This window comes from Nocardia sp. NPDC056541, assembly GCF_042794235.1.
In the GTDB taxonomy this organism is placed as follows: Bacteria; Actinomycetota; Actinomycetes; order Mycobacteriales; family Mycobacteriaceae; genus Nocardia.
In genome coordinates this window covers 214929-232796 of record NZ_JBHTUD010000012.1, presented here as the reverse complement: position 1 = coordinate 232796, position 17868 = coordinate 214929, and the positions used below count along the sequence as shown (strand labels likewise).

The window sequence follows — 17868 nt, the reverse complement described above, 5'->3', positions numbered from 1 at the left end:
GTCTCCTGGTGTTGAATCGAATGGGGCGAACTTGCCGTTCACCCCGCTGGAACGGGCACGCATCAACCTGCGGCGGTGCCGGTCTCGCCTCCGAGATACGCGGCTCGCAGACGCTCCGGGGATGCCTTCAGCTCGGTTGCGCTACCCCGGAGAGTCACTTCCCCGTGGACGAGAACGATGGCTTCGTCGGCGATCTCGAGCGCGAGCCGGACGTGTTGTTCGACGAGGACGACCGCGGCACCGGTGGTATCGGCGATATGTCGCACGGCCGGAAGCAGCGTCTCCACGACGACCGGGGCCAGTCCCATGCTCATCTCATCGATGAGCAGCACTGCCGGATTCTGAACCAGCGCCCGCCCCACCGCCAGCATCTGCTGTTCGCCGCCCGAGAGTGCACCCGCCGCGACCTTCCACCGCGGTCGCAGTGCGGGTAGCAGCGCGAGGATCTCGTCCAGGGACGGTCCATTGCGCACGCGGGCGATCTCCAGATTCTCGGAGACGGTCAAGCTGTTGAACAGCGCGCGATTGTCCGGGACGAGAACCACACCCGCGCGATTCGCCTTGGCGGGCTTGCCATTCGGTAGACGCCGCCCGGCGACGGTCACCTCGCCCGCGAGGGCGGGAAGCAGACCGGCCAGCGTCGACATCAGGGTCGTCTTTCCCGCGCCGTTCGGTCCCAGGACGGCCGTCACCGATCCGGACGCGACCTCGAGGTCGAGCTCACGAACGATCGGAAGTTTGCCGTACCCGGCGGTCACGTTGTGCAGTCGGAGAGTCATTCGGTGATCTCCTCGGCGAACATGCTGCCGAGATAGGCCTCGGCGACTGTGCGATCGTTTCGGATCTGCTCGGGCGTACCCGAGGCGAGGATCCGCCCGAAGTCCAGCACCTGAACGTGGTCACAGATCCGCAGCACCAGACTCATATCGTGCTCGACCAACACGATGGTCACCCCGCTGTCTCGAATGGCGAGCAATCGTTCACCGAGCCAATGACTCTCGGTGGTATCGAGGCCGGCGGCCGGCTCGTCGAGCAGCAGGACTCGCGGCTTGCCCGCCATCGCGCGCGCGATCGACACCAACTGGCGTTGTCCCTGCGACAGCTCACCTGCGGGCGTCTCGCGAGCGTGCGCCAGCCCGAGCAAGTCGAAGATCTCGTCGAACTCCGCCTCGTCGAAGGCTGCCCGCGCCGTGCCTCGGCCCGACAGTCCGACCACGACGTTCTCACGAACACTCAGATCCTCGTAGAGTTCGATCGCTTGGAACGTACGGCCGAGACCCGCGTGAATACGCTCGTGGGTCTTCTTGTTCCCGAGCGACTCGCTGCCGATGGCGATGGTGCCCTCAGCACGCACCGACCCGCTGATCGCGTCGATCAAGGTGGTCTTTCCCGCACCGTTCGGACCGATGAGACCGACTATCGCGCCTTCGGGTACATCGAATGTCACGTTGTCGACAGCGACGACACCTCCGTAGCGGACTGTCACGTTGTGGAGTCCGAGCAGCGGGTCGCCCCATGACACCGCAGGTGGGTTCGGCGCGGCGACCCCGGTGCCGACCAGCGACCCCGTAGGGCGAGACGAATTCCGACTGGTACGGGCGAAGGCTTGCTGGACAGGGGCGACAATTCCCTCCGGATTCGTCAGCACGGTCTGCAGCAGCCCGATACCCACGAGCACCTGATACCAGCTGCCCGCCTGATCACTGATCTGCTCCAACAGCAGAAAAGCCACACCGCCGGCGCCGATTACGCCACTGAGCACACCTCCGGAAATCGACGTGACACCCGCGAGGTAGACGGTCGCGAACAAAGTCACACCGGCCAGCGCGGTGAACGATTGGAACGACACGTTCGTCTGCTGATAGGCGAGCAGACTGCCACCGAGTCCCGCGATGAACGCGCCGATCGCGAACGCGGACAACTTCGTCCGCACCACATCGACACCCGAGGCGGCGGCCGAACGCTCATTTGCCCGAACCGCCAGCATCCGTGTACCGAGTCGGCTTCGCCGCAGGTACCCGACCCCGAGTCCGACCACCGTCAGCACCATCAGACAGAACAGCCCGAATTCCACTCTGGGATAGTTCTCGCCGCGCCCGATTCCGAGGCTGTACCCGAATACGGTCGGGTCCGGAATGTTGATTCCGCCCGAACCGACGAAATCCAGATTGCGGAACCACAGTGCTTCGATCGCATAGGCCAGCGCCAGGGTGACCACAGCGACAGTGAGCCCGCGAATCCGCAGCGCGGGTAGTCCCACGACCACACCGAGGACGGTCGCCACGAGCGCCGCGAGCAACGGAGCGAACGGGAACGGTATGCCCCAGTTCTCGGCAATCGGTCCCAGTATGTACGCGGCGGCTCCGGCGAGGGCGAGTTGAGCGAGGGACACCTGACCCGCGTATCCGGTGACCACCACCTGGGACAGACCGATGACGGCCAGGATGACAGAGGTGATCAGCGCGATGCGCAGGTCGTTTCCGGCGAATACCAGCGCCAGGCCGACCACCACCACGCCCACCCCGGCGCTGGACCACAACCGGCGAGGGTAGGGCGCGTTGCCCAACTCGGCGACGATGACCGCGCCGCGTGATGGCAACGGCCTGGCCCGCGCGACCAGCACGACGAGCAGCACGAGCAGTGGAACCAGCTCGACCAAACCGCTGGAGGGTAGCCACTCGTATACCCGCGAGAGGTAGGTGGCTTCCGACTGGAGCATGCCGATCGCCAGGCCCGCCAGGACAGCGGCGACGATCGAGGAAAACCGCCCGATGATGGCCGCGGCCAGCGCCGGAACGATGAACAACGAATAGCCCGTCGGGGTCAGCGGCACGATCGGGCAGATGAGAATGCCCGCCGATCCAGCCACCGCGCAGCCGATCATCCAGTTGTAGGCCGCGCAGCGATCGGGCGACAGACCGCTCACGTAGGCGCCTTGCTCACTCTCCGCGGTGGCACGGGTGAGCAAGCCGAATCTCGTGAATCGGTAGAGAGCGGCCAGGACCAGAGCGATCACCACGATGGCGATCCCGAAGTACACCCGATCCTGCGGGATCCGAATACCCCCGAGGCTCCAGATGCCGACCGGGAAGATCGCCTTGACCCCGATGGTGTTGGTACCGACCTGTTTGGTCGCTATCGCCACCAAGACGATCATCAACGCGATCGAGGCGACGGCGCGGGCGATCGGCGGAGCCTTGCGCAGGGGACGAAACACGACGATGTAGAGCAGAAGGCCGAACAGCGCCGACAGCAGGACTGCGACCAGCGCCGACACCGCGAAGCCCGGATCACCCCCGATACCCACCGATTTGGGCAGGCCGGGGACCAGGATCAAGAATTCGCCGCGCCGCAAGAAGGCGTAGATATAGGCACAGTTGAGCGCGATCGCGCCGGTGGCGAAATTGAGGACGCCGGAGCTGCGGTAGATCAGGACCAACGCGATCGCGAGGGCACCGAACACGCCGCCGCTACCGATCCCGAGGATCAAGAACTGAAGATGCTGACTCATGCTCCGAGCCCCTCGACGAGCTCGAAATCCCCTGCGGTCGTGACTGAAAGCATTGAGCGCCTCACTCGCGATTCGGGCGGCAGCACTCGCAGGCCCGAATTGTTCCAACACAGCTGGCGCCCCTGCCTGTCGGCCAGGTCGTCAGGTCAACCATGTGACGCGAGACACGTTACGGTAATACATACTGTAATGGCAATAGGAATCTTCCGCCTACGCCGTCTCGACCACCGGATTCCCGGTCGAGCTCGAGGATCAGGACTGCCCGCGAGTAGCGAGGAGCGCCTGCGCTCTGGCCAGGTGCGGTCGATCGAGTAGCCCACCGCGGTAGCCGATCGCTCCGGTTTCGGGATCGGCGGCGAACAAATCCACGATCTCCTGGGCAGCAGCCAGTTCCTCGACGCTGGGCGCGAACGCCGCGTTGATGATGTCCACCTGATCCGGATGAATGGCCAACATCCCGCGAAAGCCCTCACGACGAGCCTTTTCCGCACGAGCTCGCACACCGTCGAGATCGCGGTAGTCGCCGTGGATGGTGTCGATGGCGGCCACTCCGGCGCTCGCCGCGCCGACCAGACAGAGACTTCGCGCCAACTCGTAGGTGAAGCCGTAGCCGCCATCGGGGCCGCGATGCGTACCGGCCCCCAGCGACGCGGCCAGGTCTTCCACACCCCAGCTGAGGGCGGCCAACCTCGGTGCGTCCCGATAGGTTCCGGTGGTGAAGACGGCTTCGGCGGATTCCGGGGCCAGCGCGATCACCTCGATCCGGCCGGGTTCGGCATCGGCGGCGACCTCCAACGCGGACAGATAGTGGTCCAGTGTCCGCACGTCCTGGCCGCCACGGGATTTGGGCAGCATGATTCCGCCCGGTCGCGCGGGCACGATCGCGGCCAGATCCGCCAGCGTGTGTGGACCGTCGAGTGGATTGACCCGAACCCACAGCCGGCGGCGGTCCGATTCCGCGTGCGCGGCGAGGAAATCCGCGGTTCGATTCCTGGCCGCCGGCTTTTCCGCGGCCGCGACGGCGTCCTCGAGATCGATGAGCACGATATCGGCGGCCCCAGCGGCCGCTTTCGCCATTTTCCGCGCACTGTCGCCAGGAGCGAACAGCCAGGACCTGGCGTCGAATCCGCGGTGTCCGATGCTGCTCATGAACGGTCCCTTCGATGGATTGGGTCGGCCGGTGTGGACACCGCAGCTACGGAGCGAATCCTTTTGCCGTAATCATTACGGTACTACATACAGTAAACAGGCGGCGAGAATATTCGACGCGCCGACGACACCGGTTCGGCTCCTCACCGTGATCGGCTCGACGAGTCGATAGAATGCCTCGCGGTATCATTTACTGTGGCGCGTACCACCAGGGCTGGCGGCGCAGCGTCGACAACAGTTAACGTCGGCAACCCAGGAACTCACAAAGGTGGTTACGGCATGGCGAAACAGCAAGCGACTGCGGATAAGCGGCAGCGACGCGAGCGCGGGTCCCTGAACCCGGAGGATATTCTCGACGGCGCATTCGAACTCGCGGAAGATGTGTCCCTCGACAATCTCAGCATGCCGATGCTCGGCAAGCATCTGGATGTCGGAGTCACCAGCATCTACTGGTATTTCCGCAAGAAGGACGATCTGCTCAACGCCATGACCGATCGCGCATTGGAACAGTATGCGAGCGAGGCCCCGTTCATCCAGGCGAGCGACTGGCAGGACACGATGCGCAACCACGCCAGGACCATGCGAGCGACGTTTCTGGGCAACCCCATTCTCTGCGATCTGATCCTGATCCGATCGGCGCTGAGCCCCTTGGCCGCTCGCCTGGGCGCGCAACTGACCGAACAGGTGATCGCGAATCTCATGGAGGCCGGTCTGACGCTCGACGATGCCGTCGACACGTATTCGGCGATCCAGTTGCACACTCGCGGATCGATTGTCCTGCAGCGGCTCTACGACAAGAACAAGGAATCCGGCGACGAGCGCGGCGCCTACTACGAGCATCTGACCATTTCTCCGGAAACCACTCCCCTACTGGCCGAGGCGGGAGCACGGGGCCATCACAGCGGCGCTCCCGACGACACCAACTTCGAGTACGGCCTCGAATCCATTCTCGAGCGCGCGAGCCGATTGATCGACTCGACACGTCCGTCGACACCGCGCAAGAGGGCCGCCCCCGCCAAGAAGGCGGCGGCTGGACCTGCGAAGAAGACGGTCGCGGCGAAGAAGACCGTCGCAGCGAAGAAGACGGTGGCAGCCAAAAAGACCGTCGCAGCCAAGAAGGTCGCCGCCCCGCGACGAAGCAGGTCCGCCGCCAAAGCCGAATAACCAGCGACATATCGGCATCCGGCTCGATCGCCGTCAGCTCGGCGGACGACGAACGTTCCATGCCCCGGTGAAGGCAGCTTCGCGTTTCTGAGCGAACGCCGCATATGCCTCGGGAACATCGGTTGTCGCGAAGTTGACCGCTTGCGCACGCGATTCACTGGCCAGCGCCTCGTGCATCGTCCGGTCGGCGCCTTCGTTGAGCAGGGCCTTGGTCTGCGCGACGGCGATCGGCGGGGCGGCCGCCAGCCGGTCGGCGATCCGGTCGACGAAGTCATCGATCTCGGGCTCGGGGGTGACCCAGGTGAGCAAACCGAGGTCGAGCGCCGCCGCGGCATCGATCGTCTCGGCCAGCAGCGCCAGCCGCTTGGCCTGCTGCACTCCGACGAGCTTGGGCAACAGCCACGAACCTCCGCAGTCCAGCGAGAGCCCACGACGGGCGAAGACCTGGGAGAACGTCGCGTCCGGCGTCGCGACGACCAGGTCACACCCCAGTGCCAGATTCCATCCGGCGCCGACCGCGACACCGCGCACTTTGGCGACGGTCGGTATCGGCAGATCGTGCAGGCGCTGGGCGACGTCCGAGATCGCCTGCAGCTTGGCGAACGGCGCGGCATAGGGATCACTGTCGGTGACGTCGGCGCCGGAACAGAACGATCCGCCCGCCCCCGTCAGAACCACCGCCCGCACCGCGGGGTCGTGCGCGATCGTGTCCAGAGCTTCGCGCAGGGCGGTCCACAGTCCGATGGTGATCGCGTTCTTGCGATGGGGTCGATGTAGCGTCAGGGTGCACACCCCGTCGCGCCGTAGCTGATGCAGCACAAGCTCTTCCGTCATTTGTCGCACTCCCGCATTAGAGGAACAGATCGACGGTCAGCGGCGCGTTCCCCGGAACCGCCCGATACCTGTCCAGGTCGGTGATCCCGTGCTCGGCCAGGACTTCCTCATCGATCAGGAAGTTGCCCGTCGTGTGTTCGGCGGGTGAGGTGAGCACCAGGTAGGCGGCATCGGCGCAGATCGCCGGTGTGCGTGACGTGGCGATCCGCTCCTCGCCACCGGCCCGGTTCCGGATCGCCGCCGTGGCGATCGTGGTGCGCGGCCACAACGAGTTCACGCCGATGCCGTCGGCGCGCAGTTCCTCGGCCAGTCCCAGCGTCGTCAGCGACATACCGTATTTGGCGATGGTGTAGCCGAGATGGGCTCCGGCCCAGCGTGGCTCGAGGTTCAGCGGGGGCGACAGAGTCAGGATGTGTGGGTTGCGCTCGGCCAGTGCCGATTTCCGCAGGGCCGCGATAGCGAGCTTGGACAGCAAGAAGCTGCCCCGGCAATTGATGTCGAGCATCAGGTCGTAGGCCTTCATCGACAGGGCCTCGGTGGTGGCGAGGTCGATCGCCGATGCGTTGTTGATCACGATGTCGATCCCGCCGAAGCGTTCGACCGTTCGATCTATGGCCGCCGCGACCACCGCGTCGTCGCGCACATCACCGACGACCGCGAGAACCGAGCCGCCGGCCTGTTCGATCTCCGCGGCCGCGGTATGCACAGTGCCCGGCAGCTTGGGGTGTGGCTGATCGGTTTTGGCGATCAGGGTGATATTCGCCCCGTCGGCGGCCACCCGCTTGGCGATCTCGAGCCCGATGCCGCGGCTGCCGCCCGACATGATCAGGGTCTTGCCCGCGAGTGGCCTGTCACTGTCCGGCATCACCGGCTCCAATCTGTTCGACCCCGACTCGAATTCCGCCGAAGGGCAGGGCGAGCCACGCGGGTTCTCTACCGGCTCACCGTCTCGTCCGCATCGCGCACTGCTGTCGAGACGCTGATGAAACCCTTCCAGTTGCCATTACAGTAATATCACCAGTCGAGGTCGGGCGCCAGCGGATGCGGACCCGATCCGCCGAGCGACTTGGCATTTCCACCCTCCCGAAGGAGCAGCACACATGGCCTATGTCATCACCCAACGTTGTTGCAACGACGCCACCTGCGTCGCCGAGTGCCCGGTCGATTGCATCCGCCCTCGGCCGGACCACCCCGAATTCGCGACGGCCGAAATGCTCTACATCGACCCCGTCACCTGCATCGATTGCGGTGCGTGCGCGGACGCCTGCCCGGTCGAGGCCATCTTCCCCGAGGACAGCCTGACCGCGTCGCTGGCCCGGTTCCGCGATATCAACGCCAGCTATTTCCAGCATCATCCGTTGGGCTCGACGTTCGATTCGATCGCGCCAACGCCCCGGCTACCGACGGGTCTCGACACGCTCCGGGTCGCGATCGTCGGTGCGGGCCCCGCCGCGTGCTACGCCGCCGATGAGCTACGGCGGCGCTGCTCGGCCGAGGTCGAGATCTTCGACAAGCTGCCGACACCATGGGGACTCGTGCGCGCCGGCGTGGCACCCGACCATCCGGGCACCAAAACCGTCACCCAGTTGTTCGACTCCGCGTTCCGTGGCGACAGCATCGGCTTTCACCTCAATGTGGGAGTGGGAGAACACATCTCACACGCCGAGCTCATGGACCACCATCACGCGGTGCTCTACGCCGTCGGCGCGTCGAGCGACCGCCGGATGGGCGTGCCCGGCGAGGACCTGCCCGGTTCGCACTCGGCCACGGAATTCGTCGCCTGGTACAACGGCCACCCCGATTACGCCGATCGCGTCTTCGACCTCTCGGGGCCGCGCGCGGTGATCGTCGGCAACGGCAATGTCGCCCTCGACGTGGCCCGCGTGCTCACCGTGTCACCGGACGAGCTGGCCGGCACCGATATCGCCGACCATGCCCTGGCCGCGCTGCGCGAGAGCAACATCCGTGAGGTCGTGCTGCTCGGGCGGCGCGGCCCGTTGCAGGCCGCCTACACGAGTCCGGAGTTCATGGCGCTGCGGCATCTCGACGGTGTGGACGTGATCATCGACGAGGCCGACCTCGTGCTCGACCCGGTCGACCGCGCTGCCCTGGACCACCCGGACGCCGGGCCGTCACCGCGGTTGAAGTACGCACTGGCCGAGGAATACTCGCGTGACCCGGCCATCCCCGAGAACAAACGGATCGTGTTCCGCTATCTGACTTCTCCGATCGAGATCCACGGCGGCGAGCGGGTCGAATCCCTCGAGTTCGCCCGCAACGAACTGATCGACCGGGACGGACAACGGGTGGCACGGGCCACCGATCAGACCGAGCGGGTGGAGACCGGCCTGGTGTTGCGTTCGATCGGCTATCGCGGAGTCGCCGTGGCGGATCTGCCCTTCGACGAAGCACTGGGCGTGGTGCCCAACGAGCACGGTCGCGTCATCGGCGCGGACGGCTGCCCGATCGAGGGCGTCTATGTCAGCGGCTGGATCAAGCGCGGGCCGCGCGGTGTCATCGGCTCCAACCGCGTCGACTCGGCGGAGACCGTCGAGCACCTCGTCGCCGATTTCGTCGCGGGCCGACTCACCGCGCCCACCGGTGATCGGGCCGCGCTCACCGCACTGGTCAACGAGCGGCAGCCCGATGTCGTCGACCGCGCGGGATGGAAGGCCATTGACCTGGCCGAGCGGTCCGCCGGCACGGCGACCGGCCGACCACGGGTCAAGTTCACCGATCACGCCGATCTGCTCGCCGCGGCACGGACAGCGATGGTGCGCTCCTGAAACGACTCGACCGCCGCTTCGGTTTAGAAGCGGCGGTCGGTCGGAGTTCCGCGCACCCGATGCAGGCGAGCTGTACGAGCGCCTATTCCCGCGCTGATGCGGCGAATTGCTCTGGCGCCGAGGCCAACTCCACCAAATCGAGGTTGTCTGCCGCGAGCGCGGCTCTCGGCAGATACGGGCCGTTCTTGATCAGGGTCTGGGCTGCGCGGACGTCCTTGGGCCTACCGACACCGAGCACTCCGACCAGGCGATCCTCGACCAGGGTCAGCGCGAGAAACGGCCCGGCATCGAGGTCGCCGTAGACGATTGTCTCCGTGCCGTACCCCGGCCAGCCCGCGATCTGGAGGTTGCGACCGAACTGGTTGGTCCAACACCACGGAACTTCTTCGTAGGGCACCCTCGCGCCCAATACCGTGTGCGCGACGGCCGCGCCGTGGGCCTGCGCGTGATTCCAGTGCTCGATCCGGTCGGTACCACCCAGAATGCGGTTCGGCAGCCGCGCGACGTCACCGACCGCGTACACCCCGGGTGCCGAGGTCGCCCCGAACTCGTCGACGACGACGCCGTCATCGACCGCGAGGCCCGCGCGGACCGCCAGTTCGGTATCAGGGGTCATGCCGACCGCGCCGATCACCACGTCGGCGACCCATTCCCGGCCGTCTTCGGCGAACACGCGGGTCCGGCCGTTCTCGTTGTGCGCGGCCGCGAGCCGTGTTCCCGTGTTCACCGAGACCCCTCGATCCCGGTGCAGACGCTCATAGCTCGCCGAGACCTCGGCCGGCACCACCCGTCCGAGCACCCGGTCCGCGGCCTCCAACACCACGACGTCGGCGCCGAAAGTACGTACCGCGGCCGCCGCCTCCAGACCGACCAGTCCGCCGCCGACGACGAGGACACTCGGTACGGCGCCGGTGGCGCCGACGCGATCGAGGATCTGCCGCAGTCGGGCCGCGTCGTGCAGGTGCCGGAGCGTCTCGGCCTCGGGCAGCAGGTCCAGCCGTCGCGGCCTGCCCCCGGTCGCGAGAATCAGCGCGTCATAGCCGAGCTGGTCGCCGTCGTCGAGCTCGACACAGGCCGAGGCGGTGTCGAAGGAAAGCACGGTCACACCCGTGCGCAGCTCGATCGACTTGTCCGTCCAGAACGCAGCGGGCTTGAGCCGTGCTTTCTCCTCGCCGACCGAGCCGGACAGCAGTTCCTTGGAGACCATCGGGCGACGATACGGCGCCGCCGGATCGTCGCCGACCAGCACGACCGATCCGGCGAACCCTTCCTTGCGCAGCGTCTCGGCCGCGCTGGCGCCGGCGACACCGGTGCCGACGATCACCGCCCGGCCGTGTCGCGCGATCGTCACCGATCGACCTCGACCATGTCGAACTCGGCCTTCTCGGCGCCGCAGTCGGGGCAGGTCCAGTCCCCGGGGATGTCGTCCCAGCGGGTGCCGGGTTCGATGCCGTCGTCGGGCCAGCCGAGTTCCTCGTCGTACTCCCATCCACAGATGACACAGCGGTAGAGCTTGTACACCGTCGTCGTGTCGCTCATCGCTCACTTCCCCCAGGGCACGGCTTTGACGAAACCACCCGCGTCCACCCGCAACTGGCTGCCGGTGATGTAGCGCGAGTCCTCGGAGGCGAGGAAGACCACGAGGTTGGAGACGTCCTGCGGCTCGATGTACGGCACGCGCATCGCCTGCATCGCCGGGAACGCCACCTCGGCATCGGCGCGAGTCGGCGCCTCGAGATCGGGACGGAAGATCTTGTACATACCCTCGTTGTGCAGCATGTCGGTATTGACATTGGTGGGATGCACCGCGTTGACCCGAATGGACTTCTTCGCGAGCTGGACCGCCAGGTCGTTCACGTAGTGCGCGACAACCTGTTTCGCGAGACTGTAGGCGGAGCCGCCCGGTCCCTGCTTGGTCGAGCTCCCCAGCTGCGCGGCGAGGGAACCGGTGGCGATGATCGACGCCCCGGCACCGAGATGCGGCAGGCTCGCCTGCACCACGTTGAACACACCGACGAGGTCGGTGTCGATGGTGTCCGACCAGGATTGCATGGTCTGGCCGCTGCCCAGCGGGGCGATGCCCGCGTTGGCGACCACGATGTCGAGCCGTCCCAGCGCCTCGACCCCCTGCGCGACCGCCTGCCAGACGGCGCCACGCTCACGCACATCGACGACCACCGGATGGAAACGCGCACCTTCCTTCTCGACCAGCCTGCCCGTCTCCTCGAGGTCCTCGGGCCGCGCGAGCGGGTAGGTGTTGCCTTCGAGGTCGGCACAGATGTCCAAGGCGATGATGCTCGCGCCCTCGGCGGCGAGGTTCACCGCGTGCGAACGTCCCTGCCCTCGCGCCGCGCCCGAGATGACCGCGACCTTGCCGTCCAATTTTCCCACTGGTGACAACCTTTCAGTACTTCGATGGTGAATTGCTCTGCCGGACAGCGACTCAACGCTGTCGCGGCGTCCGGGAGCCGATGGTCTTGGTCTCCAGGTATTGCTGGAAACCCTCGATGCCGCACTGGCGACCGACGCCGCTGTTCTTGTAGCCGCCGAACGGCGCGTCGGCGCCGTAGAACATGCCGCCGTTGACGCCGACCGCACCGGTCCTGAGTCGACGGGCGATGCCCATACCGCGTTCGTCGGACTGTGACAGCACCGCGCCCGCGAGGCCGAAGGCGCTGTTGTTGGCGATCCGCACCGCCTCGTCGTCGTCGTCGAACGCGAGCATCACCAGGACCGGACCGAAGATCTCCTCCTGGGCGATCGCCGAGTTCGGATCATCGGTCACGAACACCGTCGGAGCGACGAAGTGGCCACCGGCGAGGTGGGCGGGCAGATCGGCGGGCAAGCCACCACCGGTGACCAGCCGCGCGCCGTCGCGAATCGCCCGCTCGCACATATCGAGTACCCGGGTCTGCTGGGCCGCGCTGATGACCGGGCCGACCAGCGTCTGCGGCAGCACCGGATCGCCCACCGGCACCGTCGCGAACATCGCGCCCACCGCCGCGACCATGTCGTCGAACATCGAGCGGTGCACCAGCATCCGGCTCGTCGCCGCGCACGCCTGGCCCGCGTGCACACAGACCCCCACCGCGCTGCGCAGCGCGTGTTCGGGCTTCGCGTCGTCGAGCACGACGAGCGCGGACTTTCCGCCGAGTTCGAGGAAGGTCCGCTTCATCGTGCCCGCGCTCTGGCGCATCAGCGTGCGCCCGACGCCGGTCGAACCGGTGAACGAGATGAGGTCGACGCGGGGGTCGCTCGCCAGGAGTCCGGCCACCTCGTTGGACGGTGTCGTCACGACATTCACGACGCCCGGCGGGAAGTCGGTGTGCTCGGCGATCAACCGACCGAGCCTGGTCGCGTTCCACGGGGTGTTCGGGTCGGGTTTGAGCACGACGGTGTTTCCGGCGGCCAGCGCGGGTCCCAGCTTGTTGAGGATCACCTCGAGCGGGAAGTTCGACGGGCAGATCGCGGCGACCACACCCACCGGTTCCTGTACGACGATGCGCCGGTTGCGATCGCCGAAGACGCCGCCGCCCGCGAGAGTCCGCTCCCACTCGAACTCGTCGATCAGGCCCGCCGGGTACCGCAGCGCTTCCGCCAGCGGCCACTCCAGTTGCGCTGTCTGCGTGGTCATCACCGGGCAACCCACCTCGGCGACGAGTTCGGTGCGGAATAGCTCGAGCTCCGACTCCAACGCGCGCTGCAGCTGTTCGAGGCAGCGGCGGCGCAGGTCCCGGTCGGTCGACCATGTGGTGTCGTCGAACGCCCGGCGAGCGGCGGCGATGGCGCGCAGCATGTCCTGTTCGTCGGCCGCCGCGGTGGTGCCGAGCACTTCCCCGGTGGCCGGACTGCGATTGTCGAACGATGCGCCCGACGCCGCTGCCGTCAGCTCACCGTCGATGAGCATGCGGAATTCGGCCTCGGCGGCTGCCTGACGGCCCCACTCCGGACTCAGCGTCGTCCGCTCTTCGACGATGTCGCTCACATTGCCTCCCGATGGCCATCCTGGATGAGTAACTGTAATGATTACCGTATAGTACTTCACGACACGTATCAATTGCGGGAGAGGAGCACCGATGTCCGGTTTGCTCAGTGGCGTCACAGTGGTCGAATTGGCATCGTGGACCTACGTGCCCAGCGCGGGAGCCGCGCTGGCCGACTGGGGCGCCGATGTCATCAAGATCGAGGACACCAACGGCGGCGATCCGTGCCGCAACCTGACCATCGGCGGCCTCGACGGCACCGGCACCGAGGTGCGGGCCAACTTCATGATGGAGCTCGGCAACCACGGCAAACGCAGCATCGGCGTCGATATCAAGTCCACCCAGGGCAGGCAGATCCTCGGCCGATTGATCGCCGGAGCCGATGTCTTCCTGACCAATTGGCTCCCCGCGCCACTCGAGCGAGCCGGCTTGACCGTCGAGCAGATCCGCGAGTTCAACCCGAACGTCATCATCGTCCGAGGCAGTGGCCACGGCAGCCGTGGCCCGGAGAAGGACCGCGGCGGCTTCGACGCGGCGAGCTATCTGGCGCGCGCAGGCGTCGCGTACGCGCTGACGCCGACGAATTCCGAATTCCCGATGGCCCAGGGACCCGCCTTCGGCGACCTCCAGGGCGGCATCACGCTGGCCGGCGGCGTCACCGCCGCGCTGTTCCACCGCGAACGCACCGGACACGCCCCGCTGGTCGACAGTTCTCTACTGGCACAGGGCATGTGGGCCGTCGCACCGGATATCGCCGCAGCCGATTACTACGACATCGACCGCATTCCGGCCGGCGAGGCGGGTACCGCGCTCAATCCTGCGGTGAACCGCTATCGCACCCGCGACAACCGCTGGGTCCAGCTCGTACTCCTGCAAGCCGACCGTTTTTGGCGCGGATTCTGCGAACGCATCGGCAGGCCCGATCTCGGTGTCGACGAGCGGTTCGTGCCGCTGGCGAACCTGGTCGTCAACCAGGAGGCCGCCACCGCCGAACTGCGCAAGACCTTCGCCGAGCGCGATCTCGCCGACTGGCAGAAGGCGCTCGCCGACGAGCCCGGCGTCTGGGCGACGATCGCGAGTCCACGCGAAGTTCTCGACGACCCCCAGGTCGCGGCCAACGGCTATCTCATGACAGCCACCGACAGCGCGGGCAACGACTACCGAACCGTCTCCGCTCCCGTGCAATTCGACGAGCAGCCCGCACCGGCGAGCCGGGCCCCCGAGTACGGCGAGCACACCGAGACGATCCTGCTCGAGCTCGGCCTGGAATGGGACGACATCATCGCGGCGAAGGAGAGCGGGGCGATCCTGTGACCGCCGAACGCACCGTGCCGCCGATCGGGGCCGAATCATGAAGCGGCATTTGAGCTGCCCGTGCGGTGAATTCCTGATCGGAACCGATGAAGACGACCTGGTCGCCGCCGCTCAGCGCCATCTCGCCGAGCAGCACCCCGACCACCGATACAGCCGCGAGCAAATCCTGTTCATGGCCTACTGAACCGACCATGAGCTATATTGTAAGCCTTACTGTAATCATTTAAGGAGTGTGATCGTGGATAAGAACGACATGATCCTGATCAGCGTCGATGATCACATCATCGAGCCGCCGGACATGTTCACCAACCACCTGCCCGCGAAGTACGCCGCCGAGGCGCCGCAATTGGTGCGCACCGACAACGGCGCCGATGTCTGGAAGTTCCGCGACACCGTCATCCCCAATGTGGCGCTCAATGCCGTGGCCGGGCGCCCGAAAGAGGAATACGGTCTCGAGCCCGACGGTCTCGACGAGATCCGCCCCGGATGTTTCGATGTCCACGAACGCATCAAGGACATGAACGCGGGTGGGGTACTGGCGTCGATGAACTTCCCGTCGTTCCCCGGTTTCGCGGGACGACTGTTCGCGACCGAGGACTCCGATTTCTCCCTCGCCTTGGTCCGGGCCTACAACGACTGGCACATCGACGAATGGTGCGGCGCCTACCCGGGCCGGTTCATCCCGATGGCACTGCCGGTGATCTGGGACGCCGAGTTGTGCGCCGCCGAAGTCCGCCGAGTCGCGGACAAGGGCGTGCACTCGCTGACCTTCAGCGAGAATCCCGCCGCGCTCGGCTACCCGAGCTTCCACGATCCGTTCTGGAATCCGCTGTGGAAAGCCCTGGTCGACACCGATACCGTGCTCAATGTCCATATCGGCTCCTCGGGACGCCTGTCCATCCCCGCGGTCGACTCGCCGCCGGATGTGATGATCACCTTGCAGCCGATGAACATCGTCCAGGCCGCGGCGGACCTGCTCTGGTCGCGCCCGGTCAAGGACTACCCGGACCTCAAGATCGCACTGTCCGAGGGCGGCACCGGCTGGATTCCGTACTTCCTCGAGCGCGTCGACCGCACCTTCGAGATGCACTCCACCTGGACGATGCAGGACTTCGGCGGCAGGCTGCCCTCGGAAGTGTTCCGCGACCACTTCATGACCTGCTTCATCAGCGATCCGATCGGTGTGCGGCTGCGCCACGAGATCGGCATCGACAACATCATGTGGGAGATGGACTACCCGCACAGCGATTCCATGTGGCCCGACGCTCCCGAGGTACTCGAGCAGGTCCTCGGGCGCGAGCAGGTGCCCGACGACGAGATCGACAAGATGACCCACCTCAACGCGATGCGCTGGTACTCCTTCGACCCGTTTCAGCACATTCCGCGCGAGCAGGCGACCGTCGGCGCGCTGCGGGCGGCCGCGGCCGATCACGACGTCAGCGTGCAGGCCCGCAAGCACAAGAACTCCACATCCGAGGACAAGCTCGAGGCGTTCGCGGCGCAGATCAAAGCGGCTACCGCCCAGAACGCGGGCTGACCGCACGACGACGCGGCCACCCTCGGTATGCAGACCAGGGTGGCCGCATCCTTCTCCGAAATCGATGAGGTGATGAATTGAGCATTTCGGTAATGCTCGAGATGGTCGCGGCCAGTGAACCGGAGCGGGCCGCGGTCGTCTCCGACGGAACGCGAACGAGCGCGGCGCAATTGAGCGAACTGGCCGACCGGGCGGCCGGACTGATCGGTTCCTCCGGTGCCGAGCATGTCGCGTACGTGGGAACCGGCGGCATCATGCTGCCGCTGTTGCTGTTCGGATCCGCGCGCGCCGCGGTGGCGTTCACACCGCTGAACTACCGCCTCAGCGCTACCGGCCTGCGCGACCTGATCGACCGGCTGCCGAACCCGCTGATCGTTGTCGACTCCGAATACCTCGAGATGGTGGCGGGCTGCGGCAAACAGGTCATCGATTCCGCGTTGTTCCTCGCCGCCCTCCGGACCGCCAACGGGGAGCACACAGTTCAGGACGCCTCCCCCGACGACGTCGCCGTGCTGTTGTTCACCTCCGGCACGACCGCGCGACCCAAGGCCGTCGAACTGACGCACGCCAATCTCACCGGCTACGTGATGGGCACCGTGGAGTTCGCCTCCGCCGAACCCGGCGACGCGGCGCTGATCTGTGTGCCGCCTTATCACATCGCGGGCGTCAGCGCGGCGCTGTCGAATCTGTACGCGGGCCGACGCACCGTGTACCTGCGCCAGTTCGACCCGGTCCGCTGGATCGACCTCGTCCGCGAGGAACAGATCACCAACGCCACGGTCGTACCCACCATGCTCGATCGCATCGTCACCGTGCTCCGTGCCGGGCCCGGCGTCGAACTTCCGACGCTGCGCACCCTGGCCTACGGCGGCGCCAAGGCGCCGCTGCCGCTGGTTCGCGCGGTGCTCGAGCTGCTGCCCGAGGTCGGCCTGGTCAACGCCTACGGTCTCACCGAGACCAGTTCGACCATCGCGGTGTCGACCCCCGAGGATCACCGACTCGCTTACGGGTCCAACGACCCCGCGGTCGCCAGGCGACTCGGCTCGGTCGGGCGGGCGGTGCCCGGTGTCGAATTGCAGATCCGCGACGCCGCCGGTGCGGTGCTCGCGCCCGGCGCGGTCGGCGAGTTGTTCGTCCGGGGACCGCAGGTTTCGGGGGTCTACGCCGAGCTCGGTTCCGTCCTCGATGCCGAGGGCTGGTTCCCCACCAAGGACCTCGCCGAGCTCGATGCCGACGGCTATCTGTTCATCGGTGGCCGCTCCGACGACACCATCATCCGCGGCGGGGAGAACATCGCTCCCGCCGAGATCGAGGACGTGCTCGTCGAACATCCCGATGTTCGCGAAGTCGCCGTGATCGGCGTGCCCGACGAACAGTGGGGGCAGATCATCGTCGCCGTCATCGTCGCCTCCCCCGGCGCCACGCCTGATCCGGAACTGCTGCGCGCCCATGTGCGGGCCAATCTGCGTGGGTCGCGCACGCCGGACCGGGTCGTCTTCCGCGACGACCTTCCCACCACGCCGACCGGCAAGATCCTGCGGCGCAACCTCATCCAGGAGATCTCCTCCGCCCCGTCCATCCTCTAGGAGT

General features: G+C 66.5%; 15 protein-coding genes. 6 read left to right on the top strand and 9 right to left on the bottom strand.

Annotated features, from left to right (window positions below):
- Positions 1-62: 62 nt before the first annotated feature.
- From ACFQ9R_RS22415 to ACFQ9R_RS22405, 3 genes are all read right to left on the bottom strand, one after another.
- Positions 63-779, bottom strand: a complete 717-nt coding sequence (locus ACFQ9R_RS22415; protein ID WP_378992979.1) for an ABC transporter ATP-binding protein — start codon at positions 777-779, stop codon at positions 63-65.
- Entirely contained in the window at positions 776-3511 is a 2736-nt protein-coding gene (locus tag ACFQ9R_RS22410; protein ID WP_378992978.1) for an ATP-binding cassette domain-containing protein, read from the bottom strand. Before ACFQ9R_RS22410 ends, ACFQ9R_RS22415 begins: the two co-directional genes overlap by 4 nt.
- Positions 3512-3763: 252 nt before the next feature.
- On the bottom strand, positions 3764-4660 hold the full coding sequence (locus tag ACFQ9R_RS22405; protein ID WP_378992977.1) for an HpcH/HpaI aldolase/citrate lyase family protein: 897 nt from the start codon (positions 4658-4660) through the stop codon (positions 3764-3766).
- 279 nt (positions 4661-4939) lie between these two features.
- Between ACFQ9R_RS22405 and ACFQ9R_RS22400 the strand changes: the two genes are divergently transcribed.
- Complete coding sequence (locus ACFQ9R_RS22400) at positions 4940-5824, top strand: TetR/AcrR family transcriptional regulator C-terminal domain-containing protein (RefSeq protein ID WP_378992975.1); 885 nt, start codon at positions 4940-4942, stop codon at positions 5822-5824.
- Between the two features lie 33 nt (positions 5825-5857).
- Here the strand turns inward: ACFQ9R_RS22400 and ACFQ9R_RS22395 are convergent, their stop codons facing one another.
- Positions 5858-6658 (bottom strand): enoyl-CoA hydratase/isomerase family protein, encoded by an 801-nt coding sequence (locus tag ACFQ9R_RS22395; RefSeq protein WP_378992973.1) that lies wholly within the window; start codon positions 6656-6658, stop codon positions 5858-5860.
- 16 nt (positions 6659-6674) lie between these two features.
- Positions 6675-7523 (bottom strand): SDR family oxidoreductase, encoded by an 849-nt coding sequence (locus ACFQ9R_RS22390; protein ID WP_378992972.1) that lies wholly within the window; start codon positions 7521-7523, stop codon positions 6675-6677.
- 235 nt (positions 7524-7758) lie between these two features.
- Between ACFQ9R_RS22390 and ACFQ9R_RS22385 the strand changes: the two genes are divergently transcribed.
- The gene (locus tag ACFQ9R_RS22385) at positions 7759-9444 is read left to right on the top strand and encodes an FAD-dependent oxidoreductase (RefSeq protein ID WP_378992970.1); all 1686 of its coding nucleotides are present in this window, start codon (positions 7759-7761) and stop codon (positions 9442-9444) included.
- 82 nt (positions 9445-9526) lie between these two features.
- Here ACFQ9R_RS22385 and ACFQ9R_RS22380 read toward each other — a convergent pair whose 3' ends face one another.
- Genes ACFQ9R_RS22380 through ACFQ9R_RS22365 form a run of 4 tightly spaced genes read right to left on the bottom strand, consistent with a single transcriptional unit; the run spans position 9527 to position 13351 of the window.
- Complete coding sequence (locus ACFQ9R_RS22380; RefSeq protein WP_378992969.1) at positions 9527-10795, bottom strand: NAD(P)/FAD-dependent oxidoreductase; 1269 nt, start codon at positions 10793-10795, stop codon at positions 9527-9529.
- Positions 10792-10983, bottom strand: coding sequence for a rubredoxin (locus ACFQ9R_RS22375; protein WP_378992968.1), 192 nt, complete (start codon positions 10981-10983; stop codon positions 10792-10794). The genes ACFQ9R_RS22380 and ACFQ9R_RS22375 overlap by 4 nt, the downstream gene beginning before the upstream one ends.
- Positions 10984-10986: 3 nt before the next feature.
- Positions 10987-11835: a mycofactocin-coupled SDR family oxidoreductase gene (locus tag ACFQ9R_RS22370; protein ID WP_067446961.1), complete on the bottom strand. Its 849-nt coding sequence runs from the start codon at positions 11833-11835 to the stop codon at positions 10987-10989.
- 52 nt (positions 11836-11887) lie between these two features.
- Entirely contained in the window at positions 11888-13351 is a 1464-nt protein-coding gene (locus tag ACFQ9R_RS22365) for an aldehyde dehydrogenase family protein (RefSeq protein ID WP_378993018.1), read from the bottom strand.
- Between the two features lie 169 nt (positions 13352-13520).
- On the opposite strand from ACFQ9R_RS22365, the gene ACFQ9R_RS22360 reads away from it, so the two are divergent.
- The 4 genes from ACFQ9R_RS22360 to ACFQ9R_RS22345 all read left to right on the top strand — a co-directional run bounded on the left by ACFQ9R_RS22360 (position 13521) and on the right by ACFQ9R_RS22345 (position 17864).
- A complete protein-coding gene (locus tag ACFQ9R_RS22360) occupies positions 13521-14741 on the top strand; it encodes a CaiB/BaiF CoA transferase family protein (RefSeq protein WP_378992967.1) in 1221 nt (406 codons plus the stop codon).
- A 37-nt stretch (positions 14742-14778) separates the two neighbouring features.
- Positions 14779-14925: a DUF1059 domain-containing protein gene (locus ACFQ9R_RS22355; protein WP_378992966.1), complete on the top strand. Its 147-nt coding sequence runs from the start codon at positions 14779-14781 to the stop codon at positions 14923-14925.
- Positions 14926-14979: 54 nt separating this feature from the next.
- Entirely contained in the window at positions 14980-16278 is a 1299-nt protein-coding gene (locus tag ACFQ9R_RS22350; RefSeq protein WP_378992965.1) for an amidohydrolase family protein, read from the top strand.
- Positions 16279-16355: 77 nt separating this feature from the next.
- Positions 16356-17864, top strand: coding sequence for a class I adenylate-forming enzyme family protein (locus ACFQ9R_RS22345; protein ID WP_378992964.1), 1509 nt, complete (start codon positions 16356-16358; stop codon positions 17862-17864).
- Positions 17865-17868: the final 4 nt, after the last annotated feature.